General features: G+C 39.6%; 19 protein-coding genes, 1 tRNA gene, 1 other RNA gene and 1 pseudogene. 9 read left to right on the top strand and 13 right to left on the bottom strand.

What is annotated here, in order from left to right; all coding sequences use genetic code 11:
• Window positions 1-23 precede the first annotated feature (23 nt).
• The 3 genes from BFS30_RS01715 (at window position 24) to BFS30_RS01705 (ending at window position 3,340) form a co-directional block, all read left to right on the top strand.
• Complete coding sequence (locus BFS30_RS01715; RefSeq protein WP_069377686.1) at window positions 24-818, top strand: hypothetical protein; 795 nt, start codon at window positions 24-26, stop codon at window positions 816-818.
• A gap of 85 nt (window positions 819-903) precedes the next feature.
• Entirely contained in the window at window positions 904-2,568 is a 1,665-nt protein-coding gene (locus BFS30_RS01710) for a hypothetical protein (protein WP_069377685.1), read from the top strand.
• A gap of 136 nt (window positions 2,569-2,704) precedes the next feature.
• Window positions 2,705-3,340: a DUF6624 domain-containing protein gene (locus tag BFS30_RS01705; protein WP_069382238.1), complete on the top strand. Its 636-nt coding sequence runs from the start codon at window positions 2,705-2,707 to the stop codon at window positions 3,338-3,340.
• Between the two features lie 156 nt (window positions 3,341-3,496).
• Here the strand turns inward: BFS30_RS01705 and BFS30_RS01700 are convergent, their stop codons facing one another.
• The 4 genes from BFS30_RS01700 to BFS30_RS01685 all read right to left on the bottom strand — a co-directional run bounded on the left by BFS30_RS01700 (window position 3,497) and on the right by BFS30_RS01685 (window position 6,244).
• The gene (locus BFS30_RS01700) at window positions 3,497-4,042 is read right to left on the bottom strand and encodes a hypothetical protein (protein WP_069377684.1); all 546 of its coding nucleotides are present in this window, start codon (window positions 4,040-4,042) and stop codon (window positions 3,497-3,499) included.
• A gap of 149 nt (window positions 4,043-4,191) precedes the next feature.
• Window positions 4,192-4,558, bottom strand: a transfer-messenger RNA (tmRNA) gene (gene ssrA, locus BFS30_RS01695).
• A 28-nt stretch (window positions 4,559-4,586) separates the two neighbouring features.
• A complete protein-coding gene (locus BFS30_RS01690; RefSeq protein WP_069377683.1) occupies window positions 4,587-5,789 on the bottom strand; it encodes a pyridoxal phosphate-dependent aminotransferase in 1,203 nt (400 codons plus the stop codon).
• Window positions 5,790-5,851: 62 nt separating this feature from the next.
• Window positions 5,852-6,244 (bottom strand): DUF1573 domain-containing protein, encoded by a 393-nt coding sequence (locus BFS30_RS01685; protein WP_069377682.1) that lies wholly within the window; start codon window positions 6,242-6,244, stop codon window positions 5,852-5,854.
• Between the two features lie 132 nt (window positions 6,245-6,376).
• Between BFS30_RS01685 and BFS30_RS01680 the strand changes: the two genes are divergently transcribed.
• Window positions 6,377-8,800 carry an alpha-ketoacid dehydrogenase subunit alpha/beta gene (locus BFS30_RS01680; RefSeq protein ID WP_069377681.1) on the top strand — a complete coding sequence of 808 codons (2,424 nt, stop codon included), beginning with the start codon at window positions 6,377-6,379 and terminating at the stop codon, window positions 8,798-8,800.
• Between the two features lie 64 nt (window positions 8,801-8,864).
• Here the strand turns inward: BFS30_RS01680 and aroC are convergent, their stop codons facing one another.
• From aroC to BFS30_RS01650, 6 genes are all read right to left on the bottom strand, one after another.
• Entirely contained in the window at window positions 8,865-9,959 is a 1,095-nt protein-coding gene (gene aroC / locus BFS30_RS01675) for a chorismate synthase (RefSeq protein WP_069377680.1), read from the bottom strand.
• Between the two features lie 24 nt (window positions 9,960-9,983).
• Window positions 9,984-11,237, bottom strand: coding sequence for a 3-phosphoshikimate 1-carboxyvinyltransferase (locus BFS30_RS01670; protein ID WP_069377679.1), 1,254 nt, complete (start codon window positions 11,235-11,237; stop codon window positions 9,984-9,986).
• Between the two features lie 2 nt (window positions 11,238-11,239).
• A complete protein-coding gene (locus BFS30_RS01665; RefSeq protein ID WP_069377678.1) occupies window positions 11,240-12,379 on the bottom strand; it encodes a chorismate mutase in 1,140 nt (379 codons plus the stop codon).
• A gap of 49 nt (window positions 12,380-12,428) precedes the next feature.
• Window positions 12,429-13,265 carry a prephenate dehydratase gene (locus BFS30_RS01660; protein WP_069382237.1) on the bottom strand — a complete coding sequence of 279 codons (837 nt, stop codon included), beginning with the start codon at window positions 13,263-13,265 and terminating at the stop codon, window positions 12,429-12,431.
• 401 nt (window positions 13,266-13,666) lie between these two features.
• Window positions 13,667-14,731, bottom strand: a complete 1,065-nt coding sequence (aroB, locus tag BFS30_RS01655; RefSeq protein WP_069377677.1) for a 3-dehydroquinate synthase — start codon at window positions 14,729-14,731, stop codon at window positions 13,667-13,669.
• The gene (locus BFS30_RS01650; protein ID WP_069382236.1) at window positions 14,731-14,937 is read right to left on the bottom strand and encodes an RNA-binding S4 domain-containing protein; all 207 of its coding nucleotides are present in this window, start codon (window positions 14,935-14,937) and stop codon (window positions 14,731-14,733) included. The genes aroB and BFS30_RS01650 overlap by 1 nt, the downstream gene beginning before the upstream one ends.
• 97 nt (window positions 14,938-15,034) lie before the next feature.
• Here BFS30_RS01650 and BFS30_RS01645 point away from each other — a divergent pair, with 97 nt between their 5' ends.
• Complete coding sequence (locus tag BFS30_RS01645; protein WP_069377676.1) at window positions 15,035-16,219, top strand: proline dehydrogenase family protein; 1,185 nt, start codon at window positions 15,035-15,037, stop codon at window positions 16,217-16,219.
• A 63-nt stretch (window positions 16,220-16,282) separates the two neighbouring features.
• Here the strand turns inward: BFS30_RS01645 and BFS30_RS01640 are convergent.
• The 3 genes and pseudogenes from BFS30_RS01640 to BFS30_RS01630 form a co-directional block, all read right to left on the bottom strand.
• A pseudogene (locus BFS30_RS01640) lies at window positions 16,283-17,790 on the bottom strand (catalase).
• A gap of 100 nt (window positions 17,791-17,890) precedes the next feature.
• Entirely contained in the window at window positions 17,891-18,208 is a 318-nt protein-coding gene (locus BFS30_RS01635) for a DUF962 domain-containing protein (protein WP_069377675.1), read from the bottom strand.
• A 50-nt stretch (window positions 18,209-18,258) separates the two neighbouring features.
• Window positions 18,259-18,894, bottom strand: a complete 636-nt coding sequence (locus tag BFS30_RS01630; RefSeq protein ID WP_083252272.1) for an HAD family hydrolase — start codon at window positions 18,892-18,894, stop codon at window positions 18,259-18,261.
• 329 nt (window positions 18,895-19,223) lie between these two features.
• Here BFS30_RS01630 and BFS30_RS01625 point away from each other — a divergent pair.
• From BFS30_RS01625 to BFS30_RS01610, 4 genes are all read left to right on the top strand, one after another.
• Window positions 19,224-19,297 (top strand) — tRNA-Ile (locus BFS30_RS01625).
• A 514-nt stretch (window positions 19,298-19,811) separates the two neighbouring features.
• Window positions 19,812-20,645, top strand: coding sequence for a class I SAM-dependent methyltransferase (locus BFS30_RS01620; RefSeq protein ID WP_069377673.1), 834 nt, complete (start codon window positions 19,812-19,814; stop codon window positions 20,643-20,645).
• On the top strand, window positions 20,642-20,848 hold the full coding sequence (locus BFS30_RS01615; protein ID WP_069377672.1) for a hypothetical protein: 207 nt from the start codon (window positions 20,642-20,644) through the stop codon (window positions 20,846-20,848). Before BFS30_RS01620 ends, BFS30_RS01615 begins: the two co-directional genes overlap by 4 nt.
• 342 nt (window positions 20,849-21,190) lie before the next feature.
• On the top strand, window positions 21,191-22,069 hold the full coding sequence (locus BFS30_RS01610) for a helix-turn-helix domain-containing protein (RefSeq protein WP_069377671.1): 879 nt from the start codon (window positions 21,191-21,193) through the stop codon (window positions 22,067-22,069).
• Window positions 22,070-22,109 lie beyond the last annotated feature (40 nt).

Raw genomic sequence — 22,109 nt, 5'->3', positions numbered from 1 at the left:
AAATAAACTGAAAATTAAAAAAAATGGCATATCCAAATAACATAAAATCAAGCGGATCGCTTGGACAAGCCCAGGATATATTTTCCTGGTGGAAAGGAGCTATCAGTGCAGAAGATATTAAGGAAGGCTTCGGTCCTCAGTTTTATATTACGACAGGACGATACTTTCCGGCTTTCCCGTTTAATCGGGGGACATTTTACGCTTGGTTAGAAAGCAAATGGTCATCCACACAATATGCTTCAACTATTTACAGCCAGCCACAACCTGTGTCTGGTTGGTCAATAAGTCAGGTCAATAGGTGGGGAAAGTATAAATCATTTGAACTGGCACTCTTTGGTAATGTAGCCAATGGGGTTGATGATGCTGCGGTTACTTTATCAAAATTCAATAATAATGATCAAGGAAGGTATGGAATAAATGCATGGTCAAACAATTCCCTTACCTATCTGCGCTATGCATTTATGCAATTTGAAACTTATGGCTCATGTATGGATGGAGATAACGAAAGTGGAGAAAGCGGAAGTGGAGTTTCTGCATTCTTTTACACTGATAGCAGAAGTTCTGAGACGACGTCTGCCGATTGCGGATACGGACCTAATAGTGGCTCAATACAAGCAATGTGGTTATACCTCACTGTCGTAAATGCCAGCGGTACACCGGTAACAGATCACCCCGACTTTACTTTCTTCATTGATGATTATCCTGTCGTGATTTTGAACGGAACCGCTGGCTATAGTGGTAAATACACAATTTACGACTGCGGTAACTACTATCCGGAACCAGTAGTAAGAGCACCTATAACAGAATATGTTTACTAAAATTTTAGAATAGAATATGGCACATTGTATATCACCAAAGCACTCGGATTTTTCAAATTATCCGTCTGCACCATTAATATTTAATATGTGGGAAGTCTCAGCATCTTCTCCCTGCTCTTCACCAAGGGTAGCTAAGAAACTATATTTCAATAAGGATACCAGAAAATATTACAGCAATTATCAAATGACAGTAATAGCTGATGGTTATTTCTTTAGTTCTGAGAATACATTGGATCCTTACGCAGTAATTACAAATGGAGAAATTACCCAAACCACAGGATGCCCTGTCACTATAACGCTGAGGAAATCAGATATGGGGATACCCACTGACATCTCTAAATTCGGTAATTTATTGCTGTGCGCGTATGCAGACAAGCATGTGGTCATGTTGTATGATACCTCCACCGGCACAAATCCGATAGGGACAATTGTAGCCGGGCAGATGAATAATCCGCAAACCGGTTATGATATGGGAAGAGAACTCTTAAATATGCCCATGTTAGTACAGTGGAGGGATACAGGTGGTTTCTTTGCAGTCTATTCCGGGGGATCTTTTAAAAGTGTAAAAATATTTAACCAACAGGGATATAGAGCTGGTGGATCGCAGGTTGATGATGATGAATGGGCTTATAAGCCTGTGGAGGGAGGTGGAGTAAATAATGCGAACTGCGTTCCGTTAAATCCTGGATCTCTGGTTGATCTATTGACCGCGAAAGACAGTAGCTTGAATGGGTTTTGGCTACCTGTAACCTTGCAATATGTAGAAAAGACCGGAGATGGTGCCTTTGATGCAATCGTCCTAGGGATCTGGAACAAGAGTTCAGATAATTACAATTATTTTAAAACTTATGCTATATCATTGGTTGAGGTGGATTATTTTGGTAATAGCAGATCCTTGACTTCTGGTATATCAACCCATTCTGGACTGAGAGATGGAGATGTGGATATGATCCGGAGTTTTGCAGTAACCAGGAAAAAGGCGGAATCACATCCTACTCCAAAATATAAAGCTTACAGCCTGACATTAACCGTCGTTGCTCCAAGAAGCTGGACAGTAGGTGGAAATGATCGATATAAAAACTATGAAGTAGAAGAAGTGATCGTATGGATGGTCGATCGTCCGAATGTTATTTCAGATGAGTATCGAAGCCCTGGAATTGAACCTAAATCCATTAAATATAAAGGCAGGTACAGAATAAATAGCAATAGTAATAATGTCTGGAAGAATAATGTTAAGGCAGAAATAGCTTATAATGGTCAGAACTTAATTGTAGTAATAAAGTCATCATCTGTTAGTCAGTGGGCGCGTATAAAAAGCTGGGCAACATTGGCAAGTGTCGAAGCAGTATGGATTACTTCCACAGTAGTGACATCATTATCTAGTGTTGCTACCGGAGGTTTCTTTACGGTATTTTTCCCTCTGGCTCCAATAGCGGGCTCTCCTGCTGGAGTTGTTATAGCCATAGTTGCAGTGTTATTGTATTTTCTGCTGAAACCACCGGTGATGAGAGAAGTTGGAACCAGTAAGCTATGGATTACATATTCTGGTGAGAATAGTTCAATTGGCTGGGAATCGGGTGCAGTAGAGGCGAAAGACTGGATAAATAATGACCTCAGGAAATGGAGGACGACGTACTTAGATAGTAATGTGTCTAGTGGTGATTTAAGATTGTATTCCCTACGGGAAGACGGGAGTGTACAATATGGAAATTGGAACGCAGGTAACTCCTCAGGAACCTTACTCGAATAATGCATACAGCCAGTTGTAACTTTCAGAACTTACAACTGGCTTCTTCTAATTGATAAATATTACGCCGCAGGAAATTCCATTATATAAATTGGTAATTAAAGTCATAATGAATTATCTTGGGCAAAACAGATCAATTATGAAAAAAATTATCCTGATCCTGATTTTTTTAAATAACATCAGCGTCTTTGCCCAAATAAATACAGCACTTAAAGACACACTGGAGAAAATGGTAGTCTGGGACCAGAAAGTAGCCGGATTTCAACCTAAATATGCACTCAATGATCCTAACAGAGAGAAATTTCGGGACAGTGTATTTACCGCTCATCATGACCAGCTTCAAAAGATTCTTTCAAAACATGGATATCCTGGATTTGACCTGGTAGGAAAAGAAGGTTCACACCATTTCTGGTTATTGGTCCAACATATGGATAACTGGCCGGATTTTCAGCAAAAAGTATTGAAGGCCATGAAAAAACAGGTGCTTAGGAAAAATGCATCCAGTGGAAATTATGCTTATCTGACCGATAGGGTAAGAATTAATTCAGGTCGTAATCAACTGTACGGAACACAAGTAACTTATAATACGGATAGCTGCCAGGCAATTCCAAAACCAACAGAAAAACCAGAGTCGTTGAGCAAGCGAAGAAAGGAAGTTGGGTTAGAGAGTATAGAGCAATATCTAAACCTAATGACTGAACTTCATTTTAAAATGAATAAAGACAACTACGAAAAGCGAGGAATCAAAGGGCCGAAGCTTTATGTGGTAAAATAATATGACGATTACATCATGAGCTGCTTAATGAGGTAAGTGACTTAATTTTCAATAAAAAACGGTTAAGATGTTAATCTTAACCGTTTTTTATATAGATAAAGAGGCGGAAAGAATCTTAATTCAATAGTTTGCCTGTTCTTATGTTCATCCTTGAAGTTAAATTAGCACTGTACCATCGAACCAAGGGCCGATAAATGATGTCATAGAAGATTTTCCATCTATCTCAGTATATTCATTCGTAATCGCCCTGGAATTCGTATTTATTCGAATAAGGGATTCAACAAATGGATTTCGGGAAAGAACATCATCTCTCAGTTGCCTGTTGATATAAATAGTTCCACTTACTTCTATAAGATCATAGTAGAGGGTTTCTGTCAATTTTATAATTGCCCCATAAGGTCCTTTCATTTCAGTCGGATCATCAAATACTTTTGTAGATAATTCATTCCCGTTACGATCAAAGTAGCCTAACCAATATTTCTTGTTTTTTTCTCCCAAAACCAGGTAAGCACCTTTGCTGTCTTTAAGAATTTGTAATTTAATGATTAAACCTTCCTTATCATTAGGTTTCAATTTTAATCGGTTAACCAAAGAATCGTTACCCAGACTTATCTCTTTCTCCTTTGTTGGTTCTGATTCGTTCTTGCTGCAAGCGGTAATTATAAGTATAATGCTTAAGAGCGTTAATAATTGTTTTTTCATTTAATTGTATTTTTTTTATTATTTATTTCTAATAGATGTATTTTATATACACAAAAGTGTAAATGTAAATACAATAAATAAATTTTAACGCTAAGATGCCGTAAAAAGAAAACGGCTAAGAATTAATTCTTAGCCGTTTTCTTTGTTGTTTGTGGAGCCGAAGGGGTTCGAACCCTTGTCCAGTTGTGTGATAAGTTATGCCTTCTACATGCTTGTTTTCCATTTAATTTTCGGGAGCAGACGGGCCGGAAACCTACCTTGCCTTTTTCCTTAGGTACTTTATCTCGCTACTGTATCGTACCCTACAGCGGCCAGCGTTGTTATTTCGATGCCCCATATTCTAACCTAACATCGCAGCAGTCAGAGGGACAAAAGCTAAGCTAATTCTAAATTAGGCAGCTAAGGCGTAGTTATTTTCGCCAATTATAGTGTGAACGTTCTCTTTAAAGTGCTCTCCGTACAACGCACTGCATGCTAACATACGTAGCGCCACCCTGTCAAATCCAAAACGGCCCCATTGTTAGAACAACAAATATACAAAAAATTACGCTAATGTTCTACCAGGGTACTTTTTTAATGCAATTTCCAGACAATCCATTGATTTATTCAGGTCATCAGTATTCAGGACATAAGCCATTCTTACTTCATTTTTTCCTGAACCAGCGGTCGAATAAAATCCTGTAGCAGGAGCCATCATTACCGTTTGTCCCTCATGCTCAAAGCTTTCCAGCATCCACTGACAAAAAACATCAGCATCATCAATCGGAAGTTTAGCTACTACATAAAATGCACCACCCGGATTCGGACAGAAAACACCTTCGATTGCATTTAATCTTTTTACAATCGTATCTCTGCGTAAAGTATATTCTTTATTTACTGCTTCAAAATAACTATCAGGAGTATCTACGGCTGCGGTACCGGCAATCTGTTCCACCATACCCGGACTTAACCTTGCCTGAGCAAACTTTAATCCCGATTTGATCACTTCTTTATTTTTGGTGATCAGGCAGCCCAATCTTGCACCGCAGGCACTGTATCTTTTGGATACGGTATCCATAATCACTACATTTTCGTCGATTCCGTCCAGATGCATTGGAGAGATAAACGCTTTTCCATCATAGCAGAACTCACGGTAAGCCTCATCAGAGAACAAAAACAAGTCGTATTTCAGACACAATGCTTTTAATGCTTCCAGTTCTTCTTTAGAATATAAATAACCGGTTGGGTTATTCGGGTTACAGATGATAATCGCTTTAGTACGATCTGTAATCAGTTTTTCAAACTCCGCAATAGGAGGGAGTGCAAAACCGTTCTCAATATAAGACAAAATTGGTTTTACCACTACATTACTCATACAGGCAAAACCATTGTAATTCGCATAAAAAGGCTCAGGAATGATGATCTCATCACCTTCGTTGACACAGGTCTGCATGGCAATGGTAATCGCTTCAGATCCACCTACAGTCACTAAGATGTCTTCAGGGGTAATGTTATAACCCAGTTTATTGTAATATTCAGCTAATTTGCTTCTATAGGATAAAGTACCTTCTGATGGGGTATAGGCCCAAACATTGAAATCAATATTTTTGATGGCATTTAACATGCCCTCTGGAGTAGCAATATCGGGCTGACCAATATTCAAATGATAGACTTTTTTACCATCTTTCTTTGCTTTATCAGCAAATGGAGTCAGTTTTCTAATCGGCGAGGCGGGCATTTGTATCCCTTTTTCTGAAATGTTAGGCATGTCGCAAAAATAAAAAACCTCGTTGATTAACGAGGTCTTAATAAGAAATATCTTTAAAAATTTTACTTGGTACTGGCAGCTACAGTTTCTCCTTTAATATACAACACCTTAGTAGTGGTTTTTGCATTGGAAGAAATGGTAATGCTTTTGCTAAATGGCATAGCGGCACCAGTTGGGTTATAGGTAACCTTAATTACACCTGATTCTCCTTTTTTAACCGGAGTTTGGGTATATTCAGGGACTGTACATCCACAAGTAGTCTCTACTTTAGTAAGAATTAATGGCTGATCGCCAACATTGGTGAACTTAAATTCAACCGTCGCAGCTTTGTTCAATGGGATTTTACCAAAATCGTGAAGCTCTTTTTCAAATTTGAACTCAGCAGGTTTTGTTTGAGCGTTAGTTGCAACACTTACTCCTAAAATTAATGTAAATAATAGTAATAACTTTTTCATGATTATGGTGTTTTAAAGCAAATTTAATCTTTTGATTCATAAATCAAAAAGTATTCCAATATATAAATTACCCGACAGCCATAAGTCATACTTTAGATTTTATGTATCTTTGTCGCCTAACTAATATTGCTTATGATGCCGGATATAAAACCTACTACCAATCCCATTGACGCTTCAGAGTTAAGTTTTGAGGACTTCAAAACCATTGTGGTAAACGATTATAAAATAGCTTTTGAAAGTAGACAAGCCAGTTTATTAGGTCGTAAGGAGGTTTTAACAGGTAAGGCTAAGTTTGGTATTTTTGGTGATGGTAAGGAGATTCCTCAGATCGCCATGGCCAAAGCTTTTAAGAATGGAGATTGGCGCTCGGGATATTACAGAGATCAGACTTTTGCATTTGCTACAGGCATTTGTACCATCAAAGAATTTTTTGCCCAACTATATGCCAACCCTAGCGTTGAAGCTGAACCTGCCTCAGCAGGCAGACAAATGAACTGTCATTTTGCTACCCGCTCCATTAATGAGGACGGAAGCTGGAAAGACCTTACCGCGATGAAAAACTGTTCATCCGATATCGCTCCTACAGGCGGACAAATGGCCAGGTTAGTCGGATTAGGTTATGCTTCGAAATTATTCAGACAGAATCCGGAATTGGAATACCTTAAAAACTTCTCCGTAAATGGAAATGAAGTGGCTTTTGGAACGATTGGTAATGCTTCTACCTCGGAAGGAGTATTCTTTGAAGCCATCAATGCTGCCGGTGTATTACAAATTCCAATGGCAATTTCCATCTGGGACGATGCTTATGGGATTTCAGTTCCTGCAAAATATCAAACCACTAAAGAAGACATCTCAGAGATTCTGAAAGGCTTCCAACGGGATGAAAATGCAGCTGGTTACGAAATATATAAAGTAAGAGGCTGGGATTACCCGGCTTTATGTGAAACGTATCAGCGAGCCATTGATGTCTGCAGAACAGAACATGTTCCGGTCATGATTCATGTAACAGAGGTGACGCAGCCGCAAGGTCATTCTACTTCAGGCTCACATGAGAGATATAAAGATAAAGACCGTTTAGACTGGGAGAAAGAATACGATTGTATTGCCCAGATGCGCAAATGGATGATCGAATCTGCCATTATTCCTGAGGAAGAACTGGTTGCCCTGGAAGATACAGCAAAGAAATTTGTTCGTGAAACACAGAAAGAAGCATGGAATGAATTCCTGGCTGATATAAAAACAGAAAAAGATCAGGCCATTGAGCTGATCAATACTTTGGCAAAAGGAAACCCTGCGCTGATTAAAATTACTACTCAGCTGGCCAATACGCCGGATGCTCAACGCAAAGAAGTAATTTCCTCTGCCAGAAAAGCATTGCGTTTAAGCCTGCAACACCCATCGGACAATAGAAATGCGCTGTTGGAGTGGTACAACGAACAAAGTGGAATGAACCTGGAGCGTTATACGTCAAAACTGTTTACAGATGGTAACGAAAGTCCGTTTTTAGTGAACGTACTTGAGCCTGAATACACAGAATCCAGTAAAATGGTGGATGGACGAGAACTGTTAAATGCTTGCTTTGATGCAAACTTTGGCCGTGACCCTCGTCTGGTTGCCTTTGGTGAAGATTTAGGCGCGATTGGTGATGTAAATCAGGGTTTTGCCGGATTGCAAGCCAAATATGGTGACCTGCGAATCACAGATACGGGGATCCGTGAAATGACGATAGTTGGTCAGGGAATCGGATTGGCATTGCGTGGCTTGAAACCAATTGCCGAAATTCAATACCTGGATTATCTGCTCTTTGCGTTAAATGTATTGAGTGATGATCTGGCAAGCTTATCTTACCGTACCAAAGCTGGACAAAAGGCGCCGGTAATCATCAGGACCCGCGGACATAGACTGGAAGGAGTATGGCATTCCGGATCACCGATAGGAATGATTCTTGGATCTTTACGTGGATTGCACATTTGCGTACCACGCAACATGACTCAGGCTGCGGGAATGTACAATACCCTGTTCAGATCTGATGAACCTGCATTGGTTATTGAATGCCTTAACGGATACAGGCTGAAGGAAAAACTTCCTGAAAATGTAGGGGAGTTTACAGTTCCTTTAGGTAAAGCGGAGCTCATCAAAGAAGGATCTGACCTGACAATCGTATCTTATGGTTCTACCCTTAGAATAGTGGAAGAAGCAGCAGAAGAACTGGCTCAGTTTGGTATCTCGGTAGAAATCATCGATCCACAAACCCTGTTGCCTTTTGATACAGACCAGCTTTGCGCTAAATCTTTGAGCAAAACCAATAAATTATTAGTGGTTGATGAAGATGTACCAGGCGGTGGAACCGCATTTATTCTGCAACAGATTCTAGAAGAGCAAAAAGGTTATTATAGCCTGGATGGACAGCCTAAAACGCTGAGTGCTAAAGCACATCGTCCTCCTTATGGGTCTGATGGCGATTATTTCAGTAAACCATCTGTAGACGACGTAGTAGAAACAGTATATCAGATGATGCACGATCATAATGCTGTGAAATACCCTGCGATATTCTAGAAAATAATAAGACAAAAAAAAGGCGTTCCATTACAGAACGCCTTTTTTTTGCATCTAAATTTTGTTAATCCAATTTGCTGCTTTTATTTCTGAGTAACTGGTCTGCCAACACCAAAGCAGCCATCGCCTCCACGATAACTACCGCACGCGGCACTACACATGGATCATGACGGCCTTTACCTTTGATCTCTGCCGCTTCGCCAGCAGCATTAATGGTCTGCTGATTGTGCATGATGGTTGCTACAGGTTTAAATGCCACAGTGAAGTTGATTTCCATTCCATTTGAAATACCTCCCTGGATTCCCCCGGAGAAGTTGGTTAATGTTTTTGGCGCCTCATTGCCGGGAATAAAGATGTCGTTATGTTCTGATCCCCTCATTTCGCTTCCGCTAAATCCGGATCCATATTCAAAACCATGTACAGCATTGATGCTGAGCATCGCTTTACCCAGATCTGCATGTAGCTTGTCAAATACAGGCTCACCCAGTCCAACAGGACAGTTTCTGATGATACAGCTAACTTTACCCCCAATGGTATCCCCATCTTTTCTGATGCCATCAATACATTCAATCATTTCTCTCGCGGTTGCGGGATCTGCACAACGTACAATGTTCTCTTCCCTGATTTCCAAAAGCTGATCTACAGTTAAGGACGATTCCAGGTTGGGCGCAATGATACGTCCTACGGCAGACACATGGGCGAAGATTTCAATGCCGTGGTGCTTTAACAGCAATTTGGCAATGGCTCCTGCAGCAACGCGGGCAGCAGTTTCTCTTGCAGAGGAACGCCCACCACCACGGTGGTCACGGATGCCATACTTTGCATCATAGGTGTAATCTGCATGAGAAGGACGATAAATATCGGTATTATGACTATAGTCTTTACTACGCTGGTCTTCATTCGGGATCAGCATCGCAATAGGAGTACCGGTACTTTTACCTTCAAATGTTCCCGAAAGAATCTGAACGGTATCACTTTCTTTCCTTTGCGTAGTGATTTTCGATTGCCCTGGCCTGCGCTTATCCAATTCTGACTGGATAAAATCCAGGTCAATTGGCAATTGTGCCGGACAACCATCTAATATAACACCAATAGCGGCACCGTGGGATTCCCCAAAAGTGCTGATGCGAAATAGTTGTCCGAATGTATTACCTGCCATTTTTGTTCGTTTTTATAGGTTAATTTAAATCACTTCAACAGTAAAACCTGCTTTTTTCAGGTCTTTCCAGAAGTCAGGGTAAGATTTCTCTACTACGTCCATTTCTTCCAATATCACCTCTTTAATCAAAAGGCTGAGCGGAGCAAAGGCCATCGCCATGCGATGATCTTCATAGGTGCCAAAAGTCACGCTGTCGGGGAAATGAAGTCCTTCACAATTCAAAGTGTAAACCAGATTGTTTTCGCTTAAAATTACACCAATTTTTGCAAGTTCATTCTGCAAAGCTTTAATTCGGTCTGTCTCCTTGATTTTTAAGGTCTCCAGTCCGGTAAAGGATAGGTTTTTCTTTAAAGCGGCAGCACATACGATAATGGTTTGTGCTAAATCCGGGCAATCTTTAAGGTCTAAAATTTCATCGCTGAAATCTGTAGCTGAAGAGGTTAAGGTGAGGCCTGTAGCTGTAGTGACAGTCTGTACACCAAATGCAGTCATGATCGACCTGATTCTACTATCACCCTGTAAGCTTTTTTCCTTTAAATAGGGTAAAGAAATTTCTGCTTCTTCTGCTAAACAGGCAATGCTATACCAGTAGGAAGCTGCGCTCCAGTCGGGCTCTACCACCAGTGTTGCCGCTTTGAAAGGCTGCGGTTTGATGCTGATATTATTCCCACCCCAGGCATGTTGGATTCCTGCTTCTTCCAGCATATTCAGGGTCATATTTACATAGGGAAGAGAGGTTAGCTCGCCTTCAATCTGTAAAGTCAATCCCTGCTCCAAAGTAGGGGCAATCATTAACAATGCAGATATATACTGACTGCTGATGTCTCCTTTGATCTGAACCGTTCCCTTGCTTTGAGCTAAAGGGCCGGTAATGCTTAAAGGAGGAAAACCCTCTTTTTCCGCATAGCTGATTTCCGCACCAATTGCTTTTAAAGCTTCTGCAAGAATACCAATCGGACGCTGTTTCATCCGTTCCGTTCCGGTGAGTAAAAACTGACCTGGAAGAGTAGGAAGATAGGCGGTTAAGAAGCGCATTGCCGTACCTGCAGGGCCCACATCAACAGTTTGCTGATGTGGATCTGAGGCGGAAACCTGTTTTAAAATGCGGTCTAGTGTTACCGAATCGGCTGCAATAGACATGTTGTCGACTTTTACCGAACCTTTGCTTGCCGCACTGATAATTAATGCCCTGTTGCACTCGCTTTTAGAGCCCGTAAGCGCAATCTCTGTATGGATTTTTTTGTTTCCGGTAAAAGAAACAAGTGCATGCTTACTCATTATTAAGACTTAACTTCTGTATGTGTTTCTGCCGCAAGGCCTTTTTCTGCTTTGCCGGCATTCATAATTTCTGTTTGTTTACGGATAGATTCACCGTGAACCAATTCTAAGAATTTCTCTGTAAAGTTCAAGTCTAATTTTAGCGCTTTAGCAAATGAAATTCCTTTGTTCATGATGGCATCCCAACGGTTTACCTGTAAAATCGTTACCTGGTTGTCACGTTTGAATTCACCGATTTTACCTACGATGGCCATACGTTCTCCTAATTTCTGTAACAACTGATCATCGATTTTATCAATCTGCTTACGCAAATCAGCCAGTTGATCTACAAAAGCTTCGTTTTGAGATTCTGGTTCACGTACAGTTAAACGTTCCACCAATTCGCTTAATGCAGCAGGGGTAACTTGTTGTTTTGCATCTGTCCAGGCTACTGAAGGATCAACATGCGATTCGATCATCAGACCTTGCATGTCTAAATCCAGTGCTTTTTGAGAGATGTAAGGGATTAATTCGCGGTTACCGCAGATATGACTTGGATCGTTGATGATCGGAAGGTCAGGGCATAAAGTTTTCAATTGAATGGCCAGTTCCCACATTGGCTCGTTACGGAATGAGCTTTTCTCAAATGAAGAGAAACCACGGTGAATGGCACCTAACTTAGTGATTCCGGCACCGTTGATGCGCTCCAATGCGCCAACCCATAACTGAAGGTCAGGATTTACCGGGTTTTTAACCAATACCGGGATGTCAACACCTTTTAAAGCATCCGCAATCTCCTGAACGGTGAATGGGTTTACAGTTGAACGTGCACCAATCCATAAAATATCTACACCAGCAGCCAAAGCTTCCTCTACGTGTTTCGCATTGGCAACCTCAACAGCAGTAGGCAATCCTGTTTCAGCTTTTGCTCTTTTCAACCACTCTAATCCAATGCTGCCGATACCTTCAAACTCTCCCGGACGGGTACGTGGCTTCCATATTCCAGCTCTCAAAACCGATACTTTTCCGGTTGCAGCCAATAAATGTGCTGTTGTTAACAGTTGCTCTTCAGTTTCTGCACTGCATGGTCCTGAGATAATTAATGGCTCGTTGTTGGTGTTAAGCCAGGTATTTAATGGCTGGATGTTCAATTGTAATTTCATTTTTTTGGGGTTTAATTTTTGTATGTTTTATGAAGGTGTTTTCTATTTTTTATACTTTATCATTTTTCAGGTATTCACCCATAATGTTAAAATTTACGGTGTATTTTAAAGTCTGGCGGATGGCTTTATCATATTGTTCCATATTGCTCCATTCCATATCCACGTAGAAATAATACTCGTTTCTTTTTCCTAGGACAGGCATGCTTTGGATTTTGGTTAGGTTCACATCCTGATCTGCAAATATGTTGAGGACCTTGGAAAGTGCACCTACATGATTGCCTACCTGGAAACAGATGGAAGCTTTATTGATCTCTAACAAATCTTCTGTTTTGTCTTGTTTTAGCACCAGGAAACGGGTATAGTTCTTTTTGTTGGACTCGATTCTTCTTTCAATGATATTCAGCCCGTATAATTCTGCAGCCAGGGTATTGGCAATGGCTACGGTATCTGTTAATTGTTCCTCTTTAATGCGTTTGGCACAAGCTGCAGTATCATTGCTCTCAATTACCTGAATGTGAGGGAAATCGTCAAAAAAGTCAACACACTGACGAATCGCAATAGGGTGGGAGGTAGCATATTTGATGTCCTCAAATTTTACGCCTGGCAAAGCCATCAGGTGCAACTGAATCGGTAAATATACTTCTCCTACAACAGCAAAATTGTACTCGCGGATTAAGGTATAGTTGGGTAGAAGACTTCCTGCAATAGAATTCTCGATGGCCATGATCACAAAGTCCGATTCTTTTCTCTCCAGACTGTCGCAAGTCTGTTTGAAAGAATTACATTCTATGGTTTCAATGTCTTTTCCGAAGAATTTGAAAGCGGCTTCTTCATGAAATGACGCTTTAATACCTTGAATCGCTACTCTTGTTTTTTTCTGTTTCATTTTTGCTGTTGAGTTTTCTGTGGTCTTGAAGCTTGCGGAAGGCTGTTTTTGTACTTCTGCAGGTTTCGGTTTTTGCATTAAACAAAAAAAAGTCCCGGCTTTAGGCCGGGACTTTCTATATACATTTTTATCTTATGATTTTTGTTGCATATCAGTCCCGGCTCTTACTAAAGTAGTAGAAGTAACCAAACCAATATGTAGTAACATTTCTCATGCGATGTTTTTTTCTTTTTCGTTTTTCCAAATGTACTAACAAAATTTAATTTGTCAATACTTTAATAAAAAAAATTATTTATTGTGCTGTAACCCTGATTCGCTGTACAACAAAACATTAGCTACTTATACAGATTTTAAACCTGTAATTTTATTGCTAAAATTTGCTGCTAAATCACTTGTAACAGTTATTTAACCTGATTGTTGTAATAGCTTAAACTCTCCAGGATGTCCTTCTCCGTAACGATACAATTGTAATCACAGGCACCGATTTTGTTCAACAGAGAGAACAGAATTTGTCCATGTTCATTCTTTTTATCGCTTTGCATGAAGCCTAAAAGGTCCGTAAAGCTCTTACTTTTGAGCTCATAGGCAGGGTAAAGGCTCAGAATATACTTCGTGATGTCTTCCAGTTCTGCTTCGCTCAGGGTGTTATTGGTACTGGATAAATAGCCTTCACAGATCATCCCTACGGCAATGGCTTCGCCATGTGTTAAAGGTGCCTTGTCGTTGATCAGTGAATAGCTTTCTACCGCATGCCCGATGGTATGACCAAAATTTAAAATCTTGCGACGTCCTTTTTCCTGTGGATCTTCCGTTACGACTTCATTTTTGATTTCTACAGAACGGCGGATGGCAATTGGTTCGATATGTTTATAGTCGGCGCTTTTCAGGTTGTGGTAATAGGCACCATCTACGATCAGACCATGCTTGATCATTTCTGCAAATCCGGAAAGTAATTCTCTTTCAGGTAAGGTATTCAGGAAAGAACTTTCAATGAAAACAGCCTGTGGCAGCGAAAAAGTACCTACCATATTCTTTACATTATCAATGTCAATCCCGGTTTTGCCACCTACGGAAGCATCCACCTGAGAAAGTAAGGTCGTCGGAATATTGATAAAATCAATGCCACGTTTATAGGTAGAAGCAATGAAGCCCCCCATATCTGTAATGACTCCTCCTCCCAGATTGATCATTAGACATTTGCGATCTGCTTCAAAATCAAGTAAAGTTTTCCATATACCAATACAGAAATCAATGTTCTTGTTTTCTTCACCCGGATCGGTTTCAATCAGGTCAAATCCTGTAAAATCTCCCAACATTTCCTGGAAAAAAGGCAGACAGAACTCGGAGGTATTGCGGTCTGTAAAAACAAATACTTTACTGTATTTACCCGCTTCTATCAGGTTTGCTAAGGGAGCAAGTTCGGATTCAAAATGAATATGATGGCCTGAGCTTTCTATTACGTTCATTAAATTACTGTTATTTTCTGTCCCATAAAATCAATTACATCGCCCACACGAACTTTCAACCGCTTGCGATAGTCGACCTTGCCATTGTATTTTACCAGGCCGTCTTCAACAACGGTTTGTGCTTCGCCGCCACTTTGTACCAGTGAGGTTGCTTTTAGCAACTGAATAAGGGGAATAAATTCGCCTTCTAATTTGAATTCTATCATTATACCAGCAAAATTACAATTATTTATAAAGTGTTGTACCATGTATAGCCGTGGAATTTATACTTTTGCATGCAATTTGACTAACCATAATATTTAAATGGAAACTTTTCCCAAAAAAACCTTGAATTTTGACAACACCGAAATCGCTTTTCGCAATAAATCAAATTCAGAACTGAATGCTGGATACTGGCTTTTTAAAGTGATCAGCAGTAATTTCCTAACCAAAGTAGGCCCGCCAATCACTAATTTTTTTCTGAATATCGGTTTACCAATAAAATCAATCATCAAGGCAACCATCTTTAAACATTTTTGTGGTGGAGAGACAATTGCAGAATGTGAACATACTATTCAGCAGCTTACAACTGGTCATGTAGGTACCATTTTAGATTATTCAGTAGAAGGAGAAGAGCAGGAGTCGGTATTCGACTTTACCTGTGAGGAGATCATCAGAACAATAGAAAGGGCTGCGGGGGATAAACGCATTCCAATTACCGTTTTTAAGGTGACTGGTATCGGCCGCTTCGGACTATTGGAGAAACTGGATGCCAAACAGGAATTAACAGCAGCAGAACAGGCAGAATTTGAGAAAGTAAAAGCCAGATGTGAAAAGATCTGCAGAAGGGCATTCGATAAAAATGTGCCGATTATGGTAGATGCGGAAGAAACCTGGATTCAGAATACCATTGATGAGCTGGCGATGGACATGATGCGACTATTTAATAAGGAAAGTATCATCGTTTACAATACTTATCAGATGTACCGTCATGATAAACTGGCCGACTTAAAAGCAGATCATTTGATTGCTAAAGCGTCAGGTTTCATTCTTGGGGTTAAAATGGTTCGTGGAGCATACATGGAGAAAGAGAGAAAAAGAGCCGAAGAGATGGGGTATTTATCGCCGATCCAACCAAATAAAGAAGCTTCAGACAGGGACTATAATGAGTCTTTGAACTATTGCATGGCGCATATCAATGAAATTGCCATTGTTTGCGGTACACACAATGAAGAAAGCTGTCGTTTATTAGCAGAATTGTTAGATCAACATCAGATCGGCCATAACCACCCCCATGTTTATTTTGCGCAGTTGCTGGGAATGAGTGATAACTTAAGCTTCAATTTGTCTGATGCAGGCTATAATGTTGCTAAATACGTTCCTTACGGGCCAATTAAAGCGGTAATGCCTTATCTTTTCAGAAGAGCGCAGGAAAATACCTCTATTGCAGGTGCAACGAGCAGAGAACTTGGATTGATCATCAAAGAAAAACAACGCAGAAAATTATAATCTGTAAAATATAAAGTATAAAAAAGCCGGTCTGATTCATCAAACCGGCTTTTTTATGCTGTATTAGCTGTGTTTGCTGGCCATAGCCTGATCCACATCAACGCCAAGCCCCTTTGCAATGGCCATTCCCAATTGAATGTCTGCTCTGAAGAAATGGCACAATTGTAAATTGATGATCTGTGCCCTTTTCGGACCACTGATGCCGCTCATGGCACCCACAATATTGTTCACCAGATTTACCTTATCTTCAGGACTCAATACTTTACGGTAAAGATCTCCCGGCTGAGTATAATGATCGTTATCGCCCGGACCTGCATTTCTATCGTACCAGTCTGCTACATTAGAATCCAGTTCCCATGCCGGCTCTTTATAGCTTTCGTCCGGAACTACGTCTCCAAAGCTGTTAGGGTAGTAATTTGGCTCCTCATTTCCATTATCATCTACACGCATCATCCCGTCACGATGGTAATTGTTTACCATAAAAGGACAGCTGTTTACAGGAATCTGTTCGTAGTTTACGCCCAGACGGTAGCGATGTGCATCTGCATAAGACAAGATACGCCCCTGAAGCATTTTGTCAGGTGAATAACCAATACCATCTACGGTATTGGACGGAGCAAATGCTGATTGTTCCACATGGGCGAAGTAATTCCTCGGAATCTGGTTTAATTCCAGTACACCTACATCGATCAGAGGAAACTCTCCATGAGGCCAAACTTTGGTCAGGTCAAATGGATTCCATCTGAAAGTTTTAGCTTCGGTTGCTGTCATCACCTGGATTTTTACATTCCATTTAGGGAAATCTCCACGATCAATGGCCTCTACCAGGTCACGCTGAGAATGGTCCATATCCTGTGTACGCATGGCATCTGCCTCGGGGCCGGTAAAGTTTTTAATGCCTTGTTGGGTCTTGAAATGGAATTTTACCCATACCCGTTCATTCTCGCCATTGATGAAAGAGTAAGTATGACTTCCAAAGCCATCCATATGACGGTAAGAAAAAGGAGTACCGCGGTCAGACATCAGGATCACTACCTGGTGCAGGCTTTCCGGGTTTAATGACCAGAAATCCCACATCATCGTCGGACTTTTCAGATTGGTCCTCGGATCTCTTTTCTGCGTATGGATAAAATCACTGAATTTTTTCGGATCTTTTATAAAGAAGATCGGGGTATTGTTTCCTACAAGGTCCCAGTTGCCATCTTCTGTGTAAAATTTAAGGGCAAACCCTCGTGGATCTCTTTCAGAATCAGCACTTCCCTTTTCTCCACCTACCGTAGAAAACCGTAGAAATGTTTTACAGGTATTGCCAATCTTACTGAAGATTTTAGCTTTAGTATATTTAGTGATGTCATGAGTAACCGTAAATGTCCCGTAAGCCCCGGTACCTTTTGCATGGACTACGCGTTCAGGAATTCTCTCCCGGTTAAAATGAGCCATTTTCTCATGAAGGATAAAATCCTGAAGTAACAATGGTCCCCGGCTCCCTACGGATTGTGTATTTTCATGTCTACATAAGGTCTCCCGGAAGCAGTAGTCAGTTTGCGATTGTTTGTATTATTATTTTCCATAACGAAATGATCTTAGTGTCGGGGTAAAATTATGGATATCACAATTTCATGGCAAACACCAAATATCTATATGGATATAGACCTTTTCTATGCTGGAAAATTATTTCGCCTTAAAGCTTTGATTTCCTGTGAGTAAGTCCCAGAATAAAAGAAAATCGCTGGCGAGGCTGAAGAGGGGGTACTGGAAAGTGGCAGGTTTGTTTTTCTCAAAAAAGAAATGTCCGACCCAGGCAAAGCCATATCCCAGGAATGGCGTTGCTAAAATGAAACGCCATTCATGAAACAGGATTCCTGTAAATACAGAAAGAACAACGAGGCCCGTTCCTATAAAATGTAACACACGACTGGTTAAATTTCTATGCTCTGTTAAATAGAATGGATAGAATTCTTTCAGAGTTTTGAATCTTTTTTCCGTCATCGTACTTGAGTTTTATTTAGGCCTGCAATTTACGATATTTTAACGAAGCCTTATAATATATGGTGCTCAGTTAATACTTCTTCCAGGTCTTTAGGATGTCTGGTCATTAATAAAGTATGCATGCCTGCTTGTCTGGCACCTGTCAGGTGTTGTGGACTGTCGTCTATAAATAGCGTCTCTTCTGGGTCAAGGTTGTTCTCTGCCAGCACTTTCTCAAAGATCTCTACATGTGGTTTCCTTAAAAACATCTGCTGGGAATAATATGCCTTTTCAAACAGACTGCTGTTGTCTGCCATATTGAATTCTCTTTTCAGGTAGTCCACGATCCAGTTATAATGGATTTCATTATTATTACTCAGCAAAAAGGTACGGTATTTCTCTTTTACTTTTAATAGGACTTCATGGACATTGGGTGGAACTCCAATCAATAAACTGTTCCATGCAGCATCAATTTGCTCATCTGTAATCTCTTTATTGGAGGATGCCTCCCGGATTCCGGTTCTGAACTCCGCCGGACTAATTGCTGCGGTTTCCAGGTTATTGAAAATATCATGATGGCCTTTATGCGCGAAGAATGTTTCTATGTCAGTAATGCCAAGTTCTACGAATGCTTGTTGTGCCCTTTTAAAGTCGATTTCAAAGATTACATTGCCGTAATCAAAAATGATGTTTTTTATTTCTTTCATATCAGGATGTTTCCAAAATTCGCTCCAAAGATGGAACATTGTTCCCGCAAAATCAATTCATTTGTGGAATCAGATAAAAGCTTGACTAAGCAGTAGGTGGATGCCAAATTCATCAATAATGGCCTTATATAGGGGGAGTTTGATCGTGCTGTCGGAACTAAGGTTACATTGGAATAAAAAATAAATTTATCGGTTTGCTTCGATCATCTGAAAATTATCGTGTTATAGATCAATGGTTTTAATAAAAGGCTGTAGATAGGTAATAGAGAAATTTTGAGGTATAAAAAAAAAGCTGTAATATTGCGGCCTGTAGAAAAAACTACAGACCAGGGCCATTAGCTCAGTTGGTTAGAGTAGAAGACTCATAATCTTTTGGTCGATGGTTCGAGCCCATCATGGCCCACAAGCAAGAAAGCCGTTTTTCGATAAGAAAATCGGCTTTTTTTGTTTCTGATTTTTTATTATCGGTCACGAATTTATGTTAATTCTTTACAAAAACCGTAACGGTATTCTAATTGGGTTTGTTTTGTTACAAGTCTAAATAGTTGTATTGTATGGGGAGCTTTTATACTTCACATTGATAGTATCATATGATATTATCAATGTGTATCTTGATGTTGAATAAACAACATTATAGTTGAAAAAGAAACCAAAAAATGATCATTCTTAATTTCTACCTTTGTGATCTGTTATACTATATCTGACATATTATTCAACCTTCGTAAGGAAATCCTCCTTAAGTTGAAGACCTAATGCATTGGAACCACCTGATTCTAAATGTAACGGATAGTATGTGCATCATTTTTTACCCAATAATTTTTAATAAAAAAAGAGATTGATTATCAAATCAATTACTTTATCACATTGCAAAATGATTAATATCTCCTGCAATTTGATAAAGTTTAAAAATATTCAAGATGAATAGTAAACAGTTAATAAGTAGAGATATAGAACTCTTTTATAATAAAGCATCCGAAGAAACTAGATTGAACAAAGGTATGGGAGTGTTTGAATTTGAAAGAATTAAATCACTCGTCGAAAAATATGTTCCACTCACATCCTCTAAAATAATTGATGTTGGTGGAGGTACAGGTAAATATTCAGAATGGCTTGCAAAAAAAGGGCATGAGGTATACTTAATTGAGCCAGTCCTTAAACATATTCAAATAGCTAAGGATAGAGCTAGTAAATTAAAAAACAAATATTTCGTTTATTTAGGAGAAGCTAGAAATTTAGACTTCCCAGATAATTTTGCTGATATCATAATTCTACACGGGCCGCTTTATCATCTTCAAAAAAAAGAAGACAGAGAAAAAGCGATTTGTGAAGCCAAACGAGTTGTAAAAATAGGCGGTATTATTTTAGGGTTTTCTATAAATTATACGGCATCAACTTTAGTTGGGCTTTTACAAGGGCTAATTCATAAAGGTACTTTCTTTAATATGTGCAAAGAAGAGCTCACAACAGGCATTCATAATCCTCCAGATGATTTTCCCTGGCTTCTAGCGGAAGCATATTATCATAAACCAAATGAGTTAAAAGATGAATTTGTGAAACAGGACTTGACGTATATAAATATCTATGCAGTTGAGGGGATGGCGTGGCTGGATAAAGATTACTTTTTGAATCTTTTGGATATGAAAAAGAGAAAGACCTTAATGGAACTTATCCAGATCACTGAAAACGATAGCTACCTTTTACCATTTAGTCCGCATATGATGATAGCGGTAAAAAAAACAATCAATTTATGAGAAATAAAGATAAATATTTTAAGGCTTTCAAAGAAAGTAATGGACGTTGTAACGAAATAGAGCTTGGAGAAAAACTTGGTCTAGATGAAAATTCTACCAGACAAATAGTTACTCAACTTCTATCAGAATATAAAATAGAATATATTGAAAATGGATTTTGCGAGTATAGTGTGATGAAAACTGTTAAAGGAAAAATCAGATAACCTAATCATTAAGTTCTATAATCACCTTTAACTAGATTCAAGTTTTTCAACCAAATCGTTGATTAAACCTAAATCAGATAGGAAATGGTTCGAGAAACGCCCAGTTGGGCCACCCTGGCGGGCAAACGCTTAGATAAGTCGTTTGCCCGCTTTTTTTTGCTCTATGATGCTGGGCATTTCACTTAAGGTATGTCATATTCAAAATTAAAGCATATGTGCTTACAATTTGTTAGTGATTACCTAAAGGTTATCAGGTAACCGCAATAGGTCGAAAATGAAAGAGAATGTGCCATTTCTATATTGGATTAGCAGCAGTTGATTTGAATTTCTTAACTTTGTGAAATGGTTACGAAAATCGGACGTCAGGTATCAGAATTCAACAATGAATTGAAGTTAAAAGGCTTTAACGTATGGCAACTGGAGGCTGATAGCCAGGCAACTCGTATTTATAATCGTAAAGACTTCTATAAAATTTGCCTCACTACAGGCAAAAGCATTGTTCATTATGCGGATCGAAGTTTCGAGCATGAAGGAACAATTTTATTCTTTGGTAATCCTCATATTCCTTATTCCTGGGAGACACTTTCTACTACTTATGTAGGCTATACCGTGCTTTTTTCAGACGGCTTTTTTAGTGCTTCAGAGCGTAGCGAAAGCCTGCAACATTCACCCTTATTTAAAATTGGAGGTACTCCAATACTGAAAATAGATGAAGATAAGAGAGATTTTCTGAGCTCCATTTTTCTGAAAATGATTGAGGAGCAAAAGAGCAACTATGTTTATAAAGACGACCTGATCAGAAATTATATCAACCTGATTATCCACGAGGCCCTTAAAATACAACCATCGGCCAATTTCGATCAGCACAAAAATGCGGCAGGACGACTTACCTCTGTCTTTTTTGAACTACTTGAAAGACAATTTCCAATTGAAACTACCGATAGACCGCTACAATTTAAAACAGCTCAGGATTATGCAGGTGCATTAAATGTCCATGCTAATTATCTCAACAGGGCCGTGAAAGAAATTACTGGCAAACCGACCACCGCCCACATTACTGAACGCATTATCACGGAAGCAAAAGCACTACTACAACATACGGCTTGGAATATTGCCGAAATTGCATACGCCCTAGGCTTCGAGTATCCTACTTATTTCAACAACTTTTTTAAAAAGATGACGGGAACGAATCCAACTGCCTTTCGCGAAGCATCGGTTTGAAATTCTTAACCATCGGTTTGATAATTGTAAACTACGAAAG

Source organism: Pedobacter steynii, from assembly GCF_001721645.1.
GTDB lineage: Bacteria > Bacteroidota > Bacteroidia > Sphingobacteriales > Sphingobacteriaceae > Pedobacter > Pedobacter steynii_A.
This window is presented reverse-complemented; position numbering and strand designations above follow the sequence as displayed.

Coding starts and splice junctions, on each gene's coding strand:
- BFS30_RS01715 (WP_069377686.1), top strand. CDS start 24: ATGGCATATCCAAATAACATAAAATCAAGCGGATCGCTTGGACAAGCC.
- BFS30_RS01710 (WP_069377685.1), top strand. CDS start 904: ATGTGGGAAGTCTCAGCATCTTCTCCCTGCTCTTCACCAAGGGTAGCT.
- BFS30_RS01705 (WP_069382238.1), top strand. CDS start 2,705: ATGAAAAAAATTATCCTGATCCTGATTTTTTTAAATAACATCAGCGTC.
- BFS30_RS01700 (WP_069377684.1), bottom strand. CDS start 4,042: ATGAAAAAACAATTATTAACGCTCTTAAGCATTATACTTATAATTACC.
- BFS30_RS01690 (WP_069377683.1), bottom strand. CDS start 5,789: ATGCCTAACATTTCAGAAAAAGGGATACAAATGCCCGCCTCGCCGATT.
- BFS30_RS01685 (WP_069377682.1), bottom strand. CDS start 6,244: ATGAAAAAGTTATTACTATTATTTACATTAATTTTAGGAGTAAGTGTT.
- BFS30_RS01680 (WP_069377681.1), top strand. CDS start 6,377: ATGATGCCGGATATAAAACCTACTACCAATCCCATTGACGCTTCAGAG.
- aroC (WP_069377680.1), bottom strand. CDS start 9,959: ATGGCAGGTAATACATTCGGACAACTATTTCGCATCAGCACTTTTGGG.
- BFS30_RS01670 (WP_069377679.1), bottom strand. CDS start 11,237: ATGAGTAAGCATGCACTTGTTTCTTTTACCGGAAACAAAAAAATCCAT.
- BFS30_RS01665 (WP_069377678.1), bottom strand. CDS start 12,379: ATGAAATTACAATTGAACATCCAGCCATTAAATACCTGGCTTAACACC.
- BFS30_RS01660 (WP_069382237.1), bottom strand. CDS start 13,265: ATGAAACAGAAAAAAACAAGAGTAGCGATTCAAGGTATTAAAGCGTCA.
- aroB (WP_069377677.1), bottom strand. CDS start 14,731: ATGAACGTAATAGAAAGCTCAGGCCATCATATTCATTTTGAATCCGAA.
- BFS30_RS01650 (WP_069382236.1), bottom strand. CDS start 14,937: ATGATAGAATTCAAATTAGAAGGCGAATTTATTCCCCTTATTCAGTTG.
- BFS30_RS01645 (WP_069377676.1), top strand. CDS start 15,035: ATGGAAACTTTTCCCAAAAAAACCTTGAATTTTGACAACACCGAAATC.
- BFS30_RS01635 (WP_069377675.1), bottom strand. CDS start 18,208: ATGACGGAAAAAAGATTCAAAACTCTGAAAGAATTCTATCCATTCTAT.
- BFS30_RS01630 (WP_083252272.1), bottom strand. CDS start 18,894: ATGAAAGAAATAAAAAACATCATTTTTGATTACGGCAATGTAATCTTT.
- BFS30_RS01620 (WP_069377673.1), top strand. CDS start 19,812: ATGAATAGTAAACAGTTAATAAGTAGAGATATAGAACTCTTTTATAAT.
- BFS30_RS01615 (WP_069377672.1), top strand. CDS start 20,642: ATGAGAAATAAAGATAAATATTTTAAGGCTTTCAAAGAAAGTAATGGA.
- BFS30_RS01610 (WP_069377671.1), top strand. CDS start 21,191: ATGGTTACGAAAATCGGACGTCAGGTATCAGAATTCAACAATGAATTG.